We start from the raw sequence: 15,250 nt of genomic DNA on the forward strand, positions 1-15,250 counted from the left end.
TCGGGTCGCTTCTTTCACATGGCATGGCGGATGCGAAAGGGTGGGTGTGATTCGGACGATTCTGGCAGCTGGAACGACATGGACGGTGCTCTTTGCACCTTTCCCTGCTGTGGCGGAGGCATTCGGCATCGCCGATGTTGAAGCGAGGGCCAAGGATCTGGCGTCCCGGGACTATGAGCAGCCCGCTGCCGATCAGGCGTTGCCCCCAGCCTTACGCGAACTGACTTATGATCAGTATCGAGCGATCGCGAACCGCCCAGAAGGCCGATTGTGGGATGAAAAGGACTCTCCCTTCCGACTCGAACTTTTTCATCCAGGATATCTTTTCAAGCGGCCGGTGGTTCTTCATGAAATTTCTTCCGATGGGGAGGAGGTAAAGCCGCTTGCTTTTGATCCGTCGCGTTATGATTACGGCTCGCTGGTGCTCGAGGACCAGGTGGATTGGTCGAAGCTTTCCGGCTATGCCGGATTCCGGATCCAGCATCCATTGAACGGAGGCCCCGAGCAGTGGGACGAGGTGGGATCGTTCGTGGGGGCTAGTTATTTCCGGATTCTCGGTCAGGATCAGCGCTATGGGATTTCGGCGCGGGCGCTGGCCTTGGATGTCTCCCAGACGGGAGTGCTCGAGGAGTTCCCGGATTTTGTCGAACATTGGTTGGTGAAACCCGCTCCGGGTGACCGGGAACTCAAGGTGTTCTCCCTTTTGGATAGCCCGAGCGCGACGGGAGCCTTTGCGTTCCGGATCGTTCCCGGTGTGAGCACGGAAGTGGACGTTCAGGCGACGTTGTTTTTCCGCAAGGAGGTGAAGTCCCTCGGTTTGGCGCCACTCACTTCGATGTTTCTGTTTGGAGAGAACTCCAAGGAGCGTTGCTTCCGGGATTGGCGACCGGAAGTGCACGATTCGGATGGACTCCTGGTGGCTCTCTCGACGGGAGAATGGGTTTGGAGGCCGCTGGTGAATCAAAAGATCATTCGGTATTCCGCCTTTGCGATGGGCGAGCCCCGAGGGTTTGGACTGATGCAAAGAGACCGGGATTTTTCCAGCTATCAGGACCTCGATAATCCCTATCAGCTGACACCGAGCTATTGGGTGGAGACCCGTGAGGGATTTGGCCCCGGCAAAGTGCGCCTGGTGGAGCTGCCCACTGATTACGAGACTTTCGACAATGTGGTTTCTTTCTACGAGCCGGATTCGATGCCGGCGATCGGCCCCGAGCATCCGTTCCACTACTCGTATGTTCTGAAGGCGAAAATGCACCTCGAAGAGTCTCTCTCTCCCGAGCGTGCGGTGGCCACCCGGGTGGGTGTCGATCCGACGTACGATGATACCCGTCGATTCACGATCGATTTCGATGGGCCCACGCTGCAGGGCCTTGACCGGCATAGTCAGGTGTTCGCGGAGATCACCTCGAGCGACAACGGATTCGTGACCGAGAACCGCTGTTTCAAGAACGAGTTCACGGGCGGATGGCGTGTCGCTTTCAAGCTCGATACCGACGACCACAATCTCGATCCGGTCGAATTGCGCTGTTTTCTAAAGCTCATGCCCGAAGGGCAAACCCTCACTGAAACCTGGAGTTACTTATGGCATCCCGAGAAATGACACTTGATGACCGGGCGGCAATTTACCGTCGGTTGTCCGGAACCGAAGCTGACAACGTGGAAGAAGCGATGCATCGCCTCCGCGAGCAATCTAGGCAGCATCTCAGTCCGCCCGGACAGTCCGTGGGGATGGATGCGCGACCCTTTGAGTTTGTATGGGAGAAACCCGTGGTGCGGGTCCGATCCATTCGTGAAGCTGTCGTCGTGTCCCTGCTGGCTTCCGGCGTGATGGGAACTCTGGCGATGGCTGCCGCGATGGGGGGATTCTAACGAGTCGTCAGAATGAGCCGAATCACCACTTCGTCGGACCGTGCTGGGCTCTTTTTTGGGCTGGTTCTGGTATTGGCATCCACGGGTGCTCTGTTGTTTGCCCGCGTGCTGTCGGAAGATGGCTGGACGGTGGCGGAAGGAATGCTGTTCGTGGTGTTTCTGATCCTCTTCAGCTATCTCGCCTTCGGTTTTGCTCATGCGATCGTGGGGGCATGCCTGCGTTGGACAATGCGCCGACGAGCGTCTGCAGCGGAGATCCCCGAAGTCGCGGGAGAGGGGAAAGTGGCCATCGTCATGCCGATCTACAATGAGCCCGTTGAGCGGGTTTTCCAGGGTTTGAAAGCGACGTTCCGGTCGGTGCTGGATGGAGAAGAGGGACGCCATTTTGACCTCCACATTCTCAGCGATTCCAACCGCTCAGGAGCATGGCTGGCCGAGGAAAGAGCTTGGCTGGAATGGGTGCGCTCCGAGGGGTTGGAGGGTCGTGTCTTCTACCGCCACCGGGTGAAAAACCACGGCAAGAAGGCGGGAAATGTCGCCGATTTCTGTCGCGAGCGGGGCGGGGCTTACGACTTCATGGTCGTGTTGGATGCGGATAGCATCATGACGGGGCCGACCTTGTGGGAATTGCGTCGCCGGATGCTGGCTGCCCCTCGTGTGGCGCTTCTTCAGACGATGCCTCGATTGGTGGGAGCGCGCAGTCTTTATGCCCGGTTGCAGCAGTTCGCCAATCGACTCTACGGACCCTTGTTCATGGATGGTCTCTCGTATTGGCAGGGGAGCGGGGGGAACTTTTGGGGTCACAACGCGATTTTGCGCATCGCTCCCTTTGTGCGCGAGTGTGCATTGCCGGAGCTTCCGGGACCTCGACCTTTTGGCGGGCCGATTCTTTCCCACGATTTTGTGGAGGCGAGCCTGTTGGTGGCGGCTGGATGGGAGGTGCGCTTGGCACCGGATCTGGAAGGGACTTATGAAGAAGGGCCCCAGTCATTGCTCGATGCCGCGACGCGTGACCGAAGGTGGTGTCAGGGCAATATGCAGCACGCTTTGTTGCTCGGCGCGCGGGGATTGCGGTGGAGATCGAAGGTCCATTTTATCAATGGCATTCTCGGCTATGCCGCATCGCCGCTGTGGTTGCTCTTGGTTGTCCTGGGCTTTCCGATTCTTGCTTCCGAGGGGAGCGCAGGTGCGTCTTCTGCGGCGAAGCTGTTGCTGCTGACTGCGCTGCTTTTGTTTGTTCCGAAGCTACTATGTGTGGTGGATTTGCTTTTTGATCGTTCCCGTCGTGAAGGATTTGGTGGGATGGGGAAGGCAGCGTTGGGAGCGGTGTTGGAAACGGCATTTTCCGCCCTTTTTGCACCCATCAACATGGCTTTCCACAGTCGTTTTGTGGTCTGGAATCTTCTGGGGAAATCCGTGGGATGGGAGGCTCAGAATCGAGGTGCGGACGGGACCCCGCTGAGGGCTGCATGGCAAGCACACCGCTGGCAGGTGGTTATGGGGGCCCTACTGCTGGGGCTGGCATGGTTTCTCGGTGGAGCGTCGGCCCTTGTGCTCGCCTCACCGGTGATCGGCGGTCTTTTGGCGGGTCCATGGGTTTCATCCTGGACGAGTCGACCGGTTCAGGGCCTCCGGAGTTTGCTGGTGACCCCTGAGGAACTCGATCCCCCCCAGGAACTGCGTCAGGTTTTGGAGGCTCCCATGAAGGCGTCGCCCGCCTCCGACGACATCGAGTTGTTGTTGGCGGATCCCTATTGGAATGCGGCTCATTTGGCGCTGTTAGGCGATGATCCTGGGAGAGACACTCAATCGGTGGAGCCCTATCTTCTTGGCGCGGGCCCCGCGGGTCTGACCGAGGAAGAACGCATGACTCTTATTGCGAATCCGGATGCCGTAGGTCGCCTGCATCTCGAGCTGTGGAATCGGTGGCCAGATCGCCTTTCTCCGAGCTGGCAAAGGGTGCTGGAGGGTTTGGTTTCGGGAGCTGAGAAGCGCGTGGTGTGAAGCGTGGGATCCAACGGATGAGCACATGACCGAGGACGATGGCCAGAAAGAGTAGATTGCGCAGGGCGACCCGTGGGGACAGGTCTCCCCGCACCCGGAGAGGATGGCCTTGGCAGATCGACTTTGCGAGTGTCGCAAAGCAAGTTGGACCCGCGGGGAATTCCAGAATGCCATGGGTCCAATTTTTCGGAACTTCGGATAAACCATGGCGGCAGCCGCAAAGCGCTCCGAGAATGGCTCCTGTGGTGTCGGTGTCTCCTCCTAGCGACCATACCTCCGGCAGGGCGACCTCAGCACGCCAGTCATGGCGGACTCCGACGTAGAGAATGGCGGCCAAGGTATGGTAGGCATAACCACTGATTCCGCGGTGTGGATGACCTCCCCATCGAGTGATCAATGTCGCGAGGGATTCGCCCTCAATGAGGCTGCGGTGAGTGTCGTCAAGAAGCCGGCGAAATTCGGTTGAGCTGTCGGCGAACGACACCCGTTCAAACAGCTGTTCGGTGGTTGGATGGTCCTCCTCGGCAAAAAGCGCGGCGATTTCGACGATGGCTCGAGAACTCCACTCGGCTTTTGGATCGGTGTGGGTGATGCGCGTCTGGAGACGATTCCAAGCTTGGCGCTTTTCTGGTTGATGGGGAAAGGCGGGCCCTAGCAGGGCGGCGCGCATCATCGGTCCATTCCCGGCGGAGAAAACGCCTGACCGATCCGCTGAGAAACCGAACCACAGTTTGATGATGGAACGTGCCGTCGCGAAACCGACGCCCGCAGGAAGGAGAAGCATCCAATACCGAAAGCTTCGAGCGAGGTGTCTCTGGAAAACACGGGGGTCTCCATGGGAATGGTTCAGCGCTTGGGTGAGAAGGATGGTATGCTCGGTGTCATCGCTCCACATCCCCTTGGAAGCGATGAAACGTTGTTTCCATGGGGATCCCCAAGCTCGTTTGGCGATGTTTGCGGGGGATAGCCCTTCAGCAGGCAGGCCTACGGAATCTCCGATGGCGGTCCCCAAGAGAAGAGCATGAATGCGTTCTTCAGTGGTCATGCGTCGGGAGGGAAAAGGCTACAGCAGGGTGAGATCGGCGTCAGCTTTGGCGAGACGTTGATAGGCTTCGTGATCGAAGCGATGGAGCCGAGCGGCCCGCCGTGCGGCATCCTGCTGGAATTCGTCCGTTTCGATGAGAATCCCGAGCTTCGAAAGTTTTTTTCGGAAATTGCGCTTATCCAGGGTGTGCCCGAGCACCCGTTCATAGAGGCTTTGCAATTCCGGGAGGGTGAACTTTTCGGGAAGCAACTCAAAGGCGGCGGGAGTGTAGCGGAGCTTGGCCGTAAGCCGGGTTCTCGCGAGCGCTAGAATGTGTTCGTGGTCGAAGGCCAAGGGGGGGACTTCGTCAAAGGGGAACCACGCGGCATCGTCGGCATCCGTGGCGGGTGTGGGGGGGTGCTCCAGTAAATTGACCAAGGCGTAATAGGCGATCGTCACCACATGCTCCCTAGGATCCCGAGCGGGTTCGCCGAAAGTGTAAAGTTGTTCGAGAAAGACCTCACTCAAACCGGTCTCCTCCCGCAGTTCGCGGCGCGCCCCATCGTCAGGACTTTCACCCGTACGGAGAAAGCCTCCAGGGAGCGCCCACTGGCCTCGGAAGGGTTCCAATCCTCTCTGGATCAACAGGACTTTGATGTCGTCTTCGTCCAGTCCGAAGACCACGCAGTCGGTGGTGAGCGCTGGGCGGGCGTATGCGTAGGTGAAGGGCATGGCGATGTTATCGTGTAAAAATGACACCATTGCAAGCTTGGATGGTGTGACGGAATGGCGGGGAGGTGTCGCCAACTGGAGGACCGGGGGGAGTTCCGCTGAAGGGGGCGCTGACTCGACGGACGCGAAAAAGCCCGGCGTGGTTGGCGCCGGGCTTGAGAGGAAGGAGGCCGGTTGGAACCGGCTTGTGTTGACGGAGGCTGACCAAGCGGAGGGAATCCGCGAGGTGAGTTCAGACCTTGCCAAAGATGGTGTTGCCGGTCGAGCGGAGGTCGTCGGCAGCTTCCTTGAGGCGGTTGGCCAGGGAGATTTCGGCTTTTTTGAGGTAACTACGAGGATCGTAGTGCTTTTTGTTGCCGACTTCGCCGTCGATCTTGAGCACGCCTTCGATATTTTCGCAAAGGTGGGTGACGATCGGGCGGGTGAAGGCGTACTGGGTGTCGGTATCGATGTTCATCTTGACGACGCCGTAGTCGAGAGTCTCGCGGATATCGGCGAGGTCAGAGCCGGAACCGCCGTGGAAGACGAGGTCCATTTCTGCATCGGCACCGTGTTTGTCGGTGACGGCCTTTTGGCCATCGCGCAGGATGGTGGGCTTCAGTTTCACGGCGCCGGGCTTGTAGGCACCGTGGACGTTGCCGAAGGTGGCAGCGAAGAGGAAGCGTCCGATCGGGCTCAGGGCCTCGTAGACGGCGACCATGTCTTCGGGGGTGGTGTAGAGCTTTTCGGCGGGAAGACCGGAGGTGTCGTGTCCGTCTTCTTCACCTCCGACGCAGCCGGCTTCGACTTCGAGGATGATGTCGAGTTCGGCGCACTCTTTGAGGAGTTGTTTGGAGATTTCGAGGTTTTCGGCGAGGGGAACGACGGAACCATCGAACATGTGGCTCTGGAAAAGCGGGCCTTTGCCTTCTGCGATGCGTTTGCGGGAGGCTTGGAGAAGGGGCTTGAGGAAGGAATCGACCTTTTCGGGGTGGCAGTGGTCCGTATGGAGGGCGACCAGAATGTCGTATTTTTCGGCCAAACGATGGGTGGCTTCAGCAAGGACGATGGCGCCGAAAGCGGCATCGGAAACGCTGCTGCCGGAGGCGAATTGCCCGCCACCGGTGGAAACCTGAATGATGCCGTCGGTTTTCGCCTCGGCGAAGGCACGCAGCGCGCCGTTGATGGTCGGCAGCGAGGTGACGTTGATGGCCGGGTAGGCATATCCGCCTTGTTGGGCGGCATCGAGCATGGCGCGGTATTGCGCTGGAGTTGCAACTGGCATGACGGAGGCGGAGTAGCGGCGATCCCGGCGGATGTCGAACCCGGAATGAGGGATGCGAATCGAAAGGCAGGAGGTGCGGGGAGGGGCAAAGCGGGGCGATTTCCGTTGGAGAATCCTGCCGGTGTGGTGTTGGGTGGGCGGCGTGATCTGCGGAATTGAAATGGGGGGCACCAAGACGGTGGTGGCGATTGGTCGGGAAACCGGGGAAGTCATCGAGGAGTTCCGGTATGAGACGACGGACGGCAAGGAGACGTTTGCCCGGGCGATCGAATGGTTTTCGGAGCGGGGAAATCCCCAGACGGTGGGCGTGGCGGCGTTTGGCCCGGTGGATGTGAATCCGAGCAGCGAGGGATTTGGATCGATGTTGGCGACTCCCAAACCCGGTTGGCAGGGTTTTTCGATTCGAGGGGCGCTGGCAACGGCTTTCCCGGACGCGGCGTTTGCCTTGGACACGGACGTGAATGCGGCGGCACTGGCGGAGGCAGGAGATCTGCAGGACCTTGCTTACATCACGATTGGAACGGGGATTGGCGGAGGCATTCTATCAGGAGGCCGATTGGTCCATGGAGCCCTGCATCCTGAGTTCGGTCATTGGCGGCCGGTGCGGGCGAAGGGTGACGATTTTGAGGGGGTTTGTCCGTTTCATGGCGATTGTCTAGAAGGGTTGGCGAGTGGGCCTTCGATGGCGAAACGTTGGGGAAAGGAGGCAAAGGATCTGCCGTTGGATCACCCGGCATGGGACTTCGAGGTGCACTATTTGGCGGAGGCGGTGATGACTTTGCTGGCGACGGTTTCGACTCAGCGAGTGGTGATTGGTGGAGGCGTATCGCAGGCGGAGGGGTTCCACGCACGGGTGGAAAAGTTGGTTCGTGAGCGAGCGGCGGGATATTTTCCAGTGGCGGAAAGCGAGGAGCCATTTGTGGTGGCGCCGCGGTACGGTCAGCAGGCAGGCATTCGGGGTGCGCTGCTGTTAGCGGTGCAGGCTTTAGGAGAATAAGCGGAAACGGAGAGAATCCGGATTGGCCAAGCGGGCGGGGGAGTTGCATGCTCCGCCGCGTGAGCAAATCTACCGGCAAACCTGTGCGGCCTCGCTACGAGGGCGCCTGCCCGTGCAAAAGCGGTCGTTCGTATGAGACCTGCTGCATGCCCTATCATCATTCGAAGGCGAAGCCTTCGACGGCGGAGATGCTGATGCGTTCGCGTTACAGTGCTTACTACTTTCGGCTCACGGGGTATTTGGTGGAGACGACTCATCCGGATACTCGAGTGCCGGGGTTGCGCAAGGAGATCGAGAGCACCATCCACCAGGTGAATTGGGCCGGTTTGGAGATCCTTGGAACGGCCAAGGGAGAGCGGGAGGACAAGACTGGAAAGGTGGAATTCGTCGCCCACTATTTCGTGCAAGGGGAGCCGCAGGAGTTGCACGAGGTTTCGCGGTTCCGTCGCTACAAGGGGGATTGGAAGTACCTCGATTCCCGGGATTGATCATTCAGGGGGGCCTGAGGTGGATTCCGCCGGCAGGGGGATGATGCGGCGCCACAGGAGCAGTCCGATCAGGGCACAGACGGAGGTGCCGATGACCACGGCCTGTGGAGCTCCGAAGTGTTTGGCGAGGAAGCCGGTGAGGAGGCTGCCGACCGAGCTGAGGCCCAGGAAGGCGAGCGAGTAGAATCCCATGATGCGGCCGCGGAGATCATCTGGTGAGCGCAGTTGAGTGGAGGTATTCGCTGTGGCCAGGAAGATGATCATGAAGAAGCCGGAGAAGAGCAGCAGCCCGCAGGACAGCCATTGCACGCGAGAAAAAGCGAACAAGGAGTTGAGGATGCTGCAGCCAAAGAGGCCGGTGTAGAGGACATGTCGACGGGAAAACTTCTTTCCGAAAGTGGCGAGAGCGAGGCCACCGAGAAGGGCGCCGCCGCCGTTGAATGACATGAGAGTGCCGAAAGTCGTGGCATCTCCGCCGAGGATGTCTTTGGCGAAGACGGGCATGAGAACATTGAAGCTGATGCCAAAGAGACTGAAGGTGGAGACGAGCATCATGATGCCGCGCAGGGGGCCGTTGCCGAGGATGTAGCTGCCGGCCTCGCGCAGGGCCCGGAAGACGGGCGGGTGATCGGCACGCTTTTCAAATTTAGGAAGCCGGAGCATGCCGTAGCCAGCGATCACGGCGAGGTAGGAAAGGCCGTTGAGGAGGAAGCACCCGGCCATGCCGACGATGCCGATGAGCAGTCCGGCCACGGCCGGACCAATCACCCGCGCCAGGTTGAACATGGACGAATTGAGCGCGATGCCGTTGTCGAGGTCTTTGCGGCCGACGAGTTCGACGACAAAGGACTGGCGTGCGGGAACATCGAAGGCATTCACGGTGCCCAGCAGGAAACCGATGGCGGCGACTTGCCAAACCTGGATGACACCTCGCCAGACGAGTAGGGCAAGGAGCAGCGCAAGCATCATGGACGCGATCTGAGTGCAAAGAAGAATGCTGCGTTTGGCGTGGCGGTCGGCCACGATGCCCCCAAACAGCGCCAGCAGAGCGAAGGGGAGCATGTTGGAGAAGCGAATGAAGCCGAGGTCGACGGAAGATCCCCGGAGCTGATAGACGAGCCAGCCTTCAGCCGTGGATTGGAGCCAAGTGCCGACAAGGGAAATGACCTGGCCGGTGAAGAAGATGCGGTAGTTCCGGTGCTGGAAGGCGGAGAATGCGTCCGGAAGGCGGATTCCCCGGGACGGCAGCCGCCGCAGGTCGGCGGTGGTGGTGTCGGGGATTTCGGGACGAGGTTTCTCCGGCATGATGCGGCACCAACTTCGGTGATCGTCCGCTGCCGTCCACCGAGAAATCCCGGAAGGTGAAAGGTCGTGGGTGAAGAGGGCGTTTCGAGGGTCACCCGGAAATGACTCAGACTCTACTTTTTTGGATGGCGGCGAGTGGTTTGGCGCTCGCGCAGGTCAAGCCGTGCAAGGTGACGGTGATCGATGCGGAGAACGGATGGCCGGTGCCCTTGGTGGAGCTTCGGACCACGGGCAATGTGACGTTTTGGACGGACAATGCCGGGGTGGTGGCTTTTGACCTGCCGGAACACATGGGGGTGGCGACATGGTTGGAGGTGTTTTCCCATGGTTACGAAGCACCCGCGGATGGCTTTGGAAATCGCGGAGTGCGAGTGACTCCTGAGCCGGGGGGGAATGTGACGATCCGAGTTGAAAGGAAGCAGATCGCCAAGCGATTGGGCCGATTGACTGGAGCGGGTTTGTTTGCGGAGGCGCAGAAGTGCGGGGAGTTTGGCGAGTGGCAGGAATCGGGGATCACGGGCTCGGACACGGTGCGAGTGGCGCCGTATGAGAAGGGTTTGTTCTGGTTGTGGGGAGATACGAATCTGCCGTCATATCCCTTGGGAATCTTCGAAACATCCGGGGCGATGTCGGGCGTGGGCGGTCTGATCTCGATGGAGCCACCGACAGCGATTCGTTACGATTATTTCAGGAACAAGGAAGGGACTCCGCGTGCGATCTCACCGGTGCCCGGGAAGGGACCGACCTGGCTGTCGGCTTTGGTGGCGCTGCCGGATCGCAACGGGAGGGAGCATTTGGTGGCGACCTACGCCAAGATTCCCGAGATGTTGGCTCCTGGGGAGATGGGCTTGATGGAGTGGAATACCTCTAAGAAGGAGTTTGAAACGGTGCTGAAGTTTTGGGAACGGAGCGAGGACCAAAAGTCACCGCCGAAGCCGTATCCCGATGGTCACGCGATTCTTGCGAAGGGACCTGATGGGAAAGATTGGCTCTACATGAATGGTCCCCCGGACTTCAAGTGCCCCCCGACTTTTGAGGCATGGAAAGATCGCTCGACCTGGCAGGAAGTGTCGCAGCCCGCTTCCTTCGAAACCGTGGGTGGCGGTGAGCCGTTGACGGTGGCGTCGGCATCCATCGCCTGGAGTGAGTATCGGAAACGTTGGATCATGATCGTCCAACAGAAGTTCGGAAAGCCCTCTGTGTTCGGGGAGGTCTGGTACTTGGAGGGAGAATCGCCCGAGGGGCCGTGGGGACCTGCGGTCAAGGTGGCCACTCATGAAAACTACACGTTTTATAACGTGATGATTGACTGGCCATTGTATGATTCCGCGGAGCCGGTTTTGTTGTTTGAGGGGACTTATACTCATACGTTTACGGACAATCCGGAGAAGACACCGAGATATGAGTACAATCAGGTGCTTTATCGCTTGGATTTGGACGATCCTGCGCTGCGGGGTGCGCAAGGAAAGTGATGCGAGAATCGGCGAGACGTCAGGATTCGCGGGGCTTTCGGCAATCAACGGGATTCCCGTGCGGTGGGAGCGTGATAGGTTCCCGCTGACAGGTTTCCCAAGGGGCAGGACATTTGGCCTGCCGGGGGTGCCGAGCGACTTTGCAACTTTTTCACCATGAGCCACTCAACAATTTCTCTGGAAGAACTGGTCATCACCAATTTGGGCGAGAAGAAGTTTCCTTCGCCAGGTTGGCAACGGAATTTCTCAGCCGATGGAACGGGCTGGCATACGGATGGGGATCGCATTTTGCTGTGCGATCATACGGCGGAGTTGGAGGCTTCCTTGGCGAAGGGTGAGCCCTTGCCTTCGATCGAGCTTGCGGGGCCGAGGAAGGAGATTTTTTTCAATCCGACGCAGACTTGTGTGGCGATCGTGACCTGTGGCGGTCTCTGCCCGGGCTTGAACGATGTGATTCGAACGATCGTGATGCAGTCCTACTATGCGTATGGGGTGCGGAGGATTTTGGGAATTCAATATGGCTATGAAGGATTGGATCCTGCCTATGGGCATCGGCCGCTTGAGTTGACGCCGGAAATGGTGATGAACCTGCCGTACTTCGGTGGGACGTTCTTGGGATCGTCGCGGGGCCGCAAAGATACGAAGGTGATGGTGAATCGCCTGGAAGCTTTGGGAGTGAACATTTTGTTCGTGATTGGAGGTGACGGCTCGCAACGAGGCGCGACGGATCTTTTTGAGGAATGCCAACTTCGGGGAAACGGGATTTCGATCATTGGGGTGCCGAAGACGATCGACAATGACTTGATGTTCATGGATCGGAGTTTCGGTTATCAGACGGCATTTGCGGCTGCCTGCCATGCCGTGACCGGGGCTCACGCTGAGGCTCGGGGGGCGCGTAATGGCATTGGCCTGGTGAAGTTGATGGGACGGGATTCTGGATTCATTGCGTGTTCAGCGGCGTTGGCGACCGGAGAGGTAAACTTTGTGTTGATCCCTGAGGTCGATTTCGACCTTGAAGGGGAGCAAGGGTTATTGGCGGCGCTGGATCGGAGGCTGGAGCAACGAGGTCACGCCGTGATTGTGGTGGCTGAGGGTGCCGGGCAGGATTTGGTGCCGGCATCGCAAGCTCGTTTGGACGCATCGGGCAATAAGCTGCACGAAGACATCGGTGTTTTCCTGAGGGATCGCATCAACGGATACTTCAAGTCGCAGGACAAGGAGGTGACGTTGAAATACATCGATCCGAGTTACACCATTCGGAGTGTGCCGGCGGCTCCGGAAGACCGGGTGTTTTGCCTGAATTTGGCGAGGCACGCAGTGCATGCCGGGATGGCTGGGAAAACGGGGATGGTGGTGGCCCGCTGGCATCAGAGATTCGTCCACCTGCCGATGAAGGTGGTGACCCGAGGCCGGAGAAAAGTGGATCCCCATGGGGATCTCTGGCGCTCGGTGGTCGAAGCAACGGGTCAACCCGCGGTGATGAAGGGCTGAGAGCGATTCCTGCAAAAGAGAACGGCCCGCTTCCCGGAAGGGGAAGCGGGCCGTCAGTCTTAACAGAAGGGAAGGCCCTCAGGGCTGGCTCAGAACGTCCGGGTGTTGTTCCCAGGTGTGCACGATGGCTTCACCGAAGAGGGAGTTGGACCAGGCAAACCACGGGCGGGTGTAGTTGGCACCGTCGTCTTTGTGGAAGCCTTCGTGCATGAAGCCCGTGCCGCCGGTGTTGGAGACGAGCATTTCGAGGCAACGATCGATCTCTTTCGGGTCATCGCTGGTGAGGACGCGGGAGGAGATGCCCATGGGCCAGATCAGGCCATCGCCTGCCCGAGCAAGGTGGGGGCTTCCAGTTCCTTCAGCGGCGGTGCCTTTGAAGAAGTAAGGATTGTCGGCGCTCAGAGCGAAACTCCGAGAGTTCTCGTAGACTTCGTCGTGGATGGATCCATAGCCGAGGTAAGGGATGGCAACGATGCTCGGCAGGCCGGCATCATCGATCAGCAAGGTGTTGCCGAATCCATCGACTTCGTAGGCATACATGCGGCCGTGATTGGGGTGGTTGACAATGCCGTGTTCTTTGACGGCATTTTCGACCTCATCGGCCAAGGCCCGGGCGGTTTTGGCGAGTTCCGGTTTTTTGTCGAGGGCGTCGAGCATTTCGCCGAGGCGGCGCAGGTTGACGACGGCCATCAGGTTTTCCGGGATGTTGAAGAGGTAGGTGGCGGCGTCGTCCGAGTTGCGGAAGGTGGAGCAGATCATGCCGGTGGGCTTGATCGGATTGCCGAAGCCTGCACCGGGAACGGTGTCGGTCTGCCACTCGGTGCGGCGCATGAAGCTGTAGGGGCCTTTGCCATCCTTGCGTTGTTGGACGATCATGGTGTCGACAGCCAACTGCATGGCGTCGAGCCAGGTGTCATCGAAAGCAGAGGTGTCGCCGGTGGCCTTCCAGTAGCGCCATGCAAGGCGGATGCAGTAGGTCAAGGAGTCGAGTTCCCATTTCCGCTCGTGGACACCGGGTTTCATGTCGGTGACGTCGCTTTTCCATTCTCCGACCTTATCCGCTTCGCGGTAGAAGGCGTTGGCGTAGGGATCGATGAGAATGTAGCGGGTCTGACGACGGATCAGGCCATTGATGAGCTTGGCGAGCTTTTCGTCGCCTTTGGCGAGGGGGATGTAGTGGTTGACCTGCGCGGAGGAGTCGCGCAGCCACATGGCATCGATATCGCCAGTGATGATGTAGGTGTCCGGGACTCCATTTTCCTCGGAGTAGAAGACGGTGGTGTCGAGGGTGTTCGGGAAGCAGTTCTCGAAAGTGCGGGCGGTTTCGCCGTCGGCGATGTCGGCTTTGACTTTTTGGATGAGGGCTTCGACGGCGTCACTGTGGAAGTGACGTTTTTCGACCGGCGGACGTGCGGTCGGCACCTCGGCAAAAGCCGGGGCGACGAGCGCAGCGGTGAGCATGGGAAGCAGGAAGGAGGAGCGAGTCATGATGGGTGTCAATCGAGCTGTTGGAGGGCGTAGGCGTAGGCTCCAAGGGCGACGGCTTCGCTGGTGCCGAGGCGGCTGATGCCGACGCCGACGCGTTGGAGCGGATCGTAGAGAACGGTTTGGTCGGTGCCGGGGACGGCGACTTCCTTGGACTCGCCCTTGAGGAAGGTGGCGAGTTGATCGGGGTCTTCGAGGTTGAAGGCGAGCGACGGCATGCGTCGGAAGGCCTGACCGGATGGGGAAATGAAATCGCTGTTCATTTCCTGGATCATGGCGGGGAGGAAGGCGGGCCAGGCACCGGAAACGCCGCCGCCGATGACGCCAAGGCCATCGGTGAGGGTGAGAGCGGTGGCGAGGACGTCGCCTGCGATTTCGCCGATGCTTTCGAAAGCCGCTTTGGCGGCAGCGACGTCTCCTTCGACCGCTCCGTTGGCGATGTCGAAGATGACCCGCGGTTCCGGAGTTTCCTCGAAGGAGGTGCCGGTGGCTTTGGCATAGGCGCGGCGGACGGCGCGGATGCAGGCGCCTTCTTCCGCGTTGGTTTGGGGCTCAAGTTTGTGACGCAGAGTCCAAACTTCAGCGGCGACGGAGTTGTCGCCGATGAACAGACGGCCATCGCGAACGATGCCCCCCCCGAGCCCGGTTCCGAGGGTGATGCCGAAGAGGTTGCGGTAGCGTTTGGGGCTACCGGCTTTTTCAAGTAAGGCGTTGATGTGTGGAAGGAGTCCGCCGATGGCTTCGCCGTAGGTGAAGAGGTCGCCATCGTTATTGATGAAAACCGGGATGCCAAAACGGGCTTGGAGCATGGGCCCGAGGGGCACGCCACCGCGGAAGCCTGGCAGGTTTCCCAAGTCGCCGATGATGCCGGCAGGGTAGTCGCAGGGTCCCGGGAAAGCGAAGCTGATGGCGACGGGAGGTTCGGGGCAGCGGGCTCGGACGGTCTCAAAGCCTTCGACGAGGTTCTTGAGGCACGCGTCGAGTTGATCCGCGTTGGAGGGGAGATGGACTCCTTCAACAATGGGAACACCCCCGCGAATGGCGCCGAAGCGGAAATTGGTGCCTCCGGCGTCGAGGGTAAGAACGATGCGAGAATCGGATTCGATGTGCATGGTC

Annotated in this window: 12 protein-coding genes and 1 pseudogene; 7 read left to right on the top strand and 6 right to left on the bottom strand. The window is 59.4% G+C overall.

All coding sequences use genetic code 11. The features are described from left to right. The first annotated feature begins 46 nt into the window (after positions 1-46). Genes HNR46_RS12690 through mdoH form a run of 3 tightly spaced genes read left to right on the top strand, consistent with a single transcriptional unit; the run spans position 47 to position 3,876 of the window. Positions 47-1,603 (top strand): glucan biosynthesis protein, encoded by a 1,557-nt coding sequence (locus HNR46_RS12690; RefSeq protein ID WP_184019371.1) that lies wholly within the window; start codon positions 47-49, stop codon positions 1,601-1,603. Beyond that, on the top strand, positions 1,600-1,872 hold the full coding sequence (locus tag HNR46_RS12695; RefSeq protein ID WP_184019373.1) for a hypothetical protein: 273 nt from the start codon (positions 1,600-1,602) through the stop codon (positions 1,870-1,872). The genes HNR46_RS12690 and HNR46_RS12695 overlap by 4 nt, the downstream gene beginning before the upstream one ends. A 12-nt stretch (positions 1,873-1,884) precedes the next feature. After that, the gene (gene mdoH, locus HNR46_RS12700; protein WP_184019375.1) at positions 1,885-3,876 is read left to right on the top strand and encodes a glucans biosynthesis glucosyltransferase MdoH; all 1,992 of its coding nucleotides are present in this window, start codon (positions 1,885-1,887) and stop codon (positions 3,874-3,876) included. A gap of 196 nt (positions 3,877-4,072) precedes the next feature. Here the strand turns inward: mdoH and HNR46_RS20950 are convergent. The 3 genes and pseudogenes from HNR46_RS20950 to fbaA all read right to left on the bottom strand — a co-directional run. Next, positions 4,073-4,921: pseudogene (locus HNR46_RS20950) on the bottom strand (ADP-ribosylglycohydrolase family protein); the annotation flags it as partial. Positions 4,922-4,939: 18 nt separating this feature from the next. Next, a complete protein-coding gene (locus HNR46_RS12705; protein ID WP_184019377.1) occupies positions 4,940-5,632 on the bottom strand; it encodes an NUDIX hydrolase in 693 nt (230 codons plus the stop codon). Between the two features lie 232 nt (positions 5,633-5,864). Beyond that, positions 5,865-6,896, bottom strand: coding sequence for a class II fructose-bisphosphate aldolase (fbaA, locus tag HNR46_RS12710; protein WP_184019379.1), 1,032 nt, complete (start codon positions 6,894-6,896; stop codon positions 5,865-5,867). A 52-nt stretch (positions 6,897-6,948) separates the two neighbouring features. Between fbaA and HNR46_RS12715 the strand changes: the two genes are divergently transcribed. Beyond that, positions 6,949-7,893, top strand: coding sequence for an ROK family protein (locus HNR46_RS12715; protein ID WP_184019381.1), 945 nt, complete (start codon positions 6,949-6,951; stop codon positions 7,891-7,893). Between the two features lie 59 nt (positions 7,894-7,952). After that, positions 7,953-8,381 (top strand): YchJ family protein, encoded by a 429-nt coding sequence (locus HNR46_RS12720; RefSeq protein WP_343076038.1) that lies wholly within the window; start codon positions 7,953-7,955, stop codon positions 8,379-8,381. On the opposite strand, the gene HNR46_RS12725 is transcribed toward HNR46_RS12720, so the two are convergent. Further along, positions 8,382-9,686 (bottom strand): MFS transporter, encoded by a 1,305-nt coding sequence (locus tag HNR46_RS12725; RefSeq protein WP_184019385.1) that lies wholly within the window; start codon positions 9,684-9,686, stop codon positions 8,382-8,384. It abuts the gene before it with no gap. Positions 9,687-9,787: 101 nt separating this feature from the next. On the opposite strand from HNR46_RS12725, the gene HNR46_RS12730 reads away from it, so the two are divergent. Both HNR46_RS12730 and HNR46_RS12735 read left to right on the top strand, forming a co-directional pair. Beyond that, positions 9,788-11,158 carry a hypothetical protein gene (locus HNR46_RS12730; RefSeq protein WP_184019387.1) on the top strand — a complete coding sequence of 457 codons (1,371 nt, stop codon included), beginning with the start codon at positions 9,788-9,790 and terminating at the stop codon, positions 11,156-11,158. A 156-nt stretch (positions 11,159-11,314) separates the two neighbouring features. Further along, a complete protein-coding gene (locus HNR46_RS12735) occupies positions 11,315-12,649 on the top strand; it encodes an ATP-dependent 6-phosphofructokinase (protein ID WP_184019389.1) in 1,335 nt (444 codons plus the stop codon). A 78-nt stretch (positions 12,650-12,727) separates the two neighbouring features. On the opposite strand, the gene HNR46_RS12740 is transcribed toward HNR46_RS12735, so the two are convergent. Both HNR46_RS12740 and HNR46_RS12745 read right to left on the bottom strand, forming a co-directional pair. Then, on the bottom strand, positions 12,728-14,137 hold the full coding sequence (locus HNR46_RS12740) for a glycoside hydrolase family 125 protein (RefSeq protein ID WP_184019391.1): 1,410 nt from the start codon (positions 14,135-14,137) through the stop codon (positions 12,728-12,730). Between the two features lie 8 nt (positions 14,138-14,145). Next, on the bottom strand, positions 14,146-15,246 hold the full coding sequence (locus HNR46_RS12745) for an ROK family protein (RefSeq protein ID WP_184019393.1): 1,101 nt from the start codon (positions 15,244-15,246) through the stop codon (positions 14,146-14,148). Between the last annotated feature and the right edge of the window lie 4 nt (positions 15,247-15,250).

Origin of the sequence: Haloferula luteola (assembly GCF_014201715.1) — a bacterium.
GTDB lineage: Bacteria > Verrucomicrobiota > Verrucomicrobiia > Verrucomicrobiales > Akkermansiaceae > Haloferula > Haloferula luteola.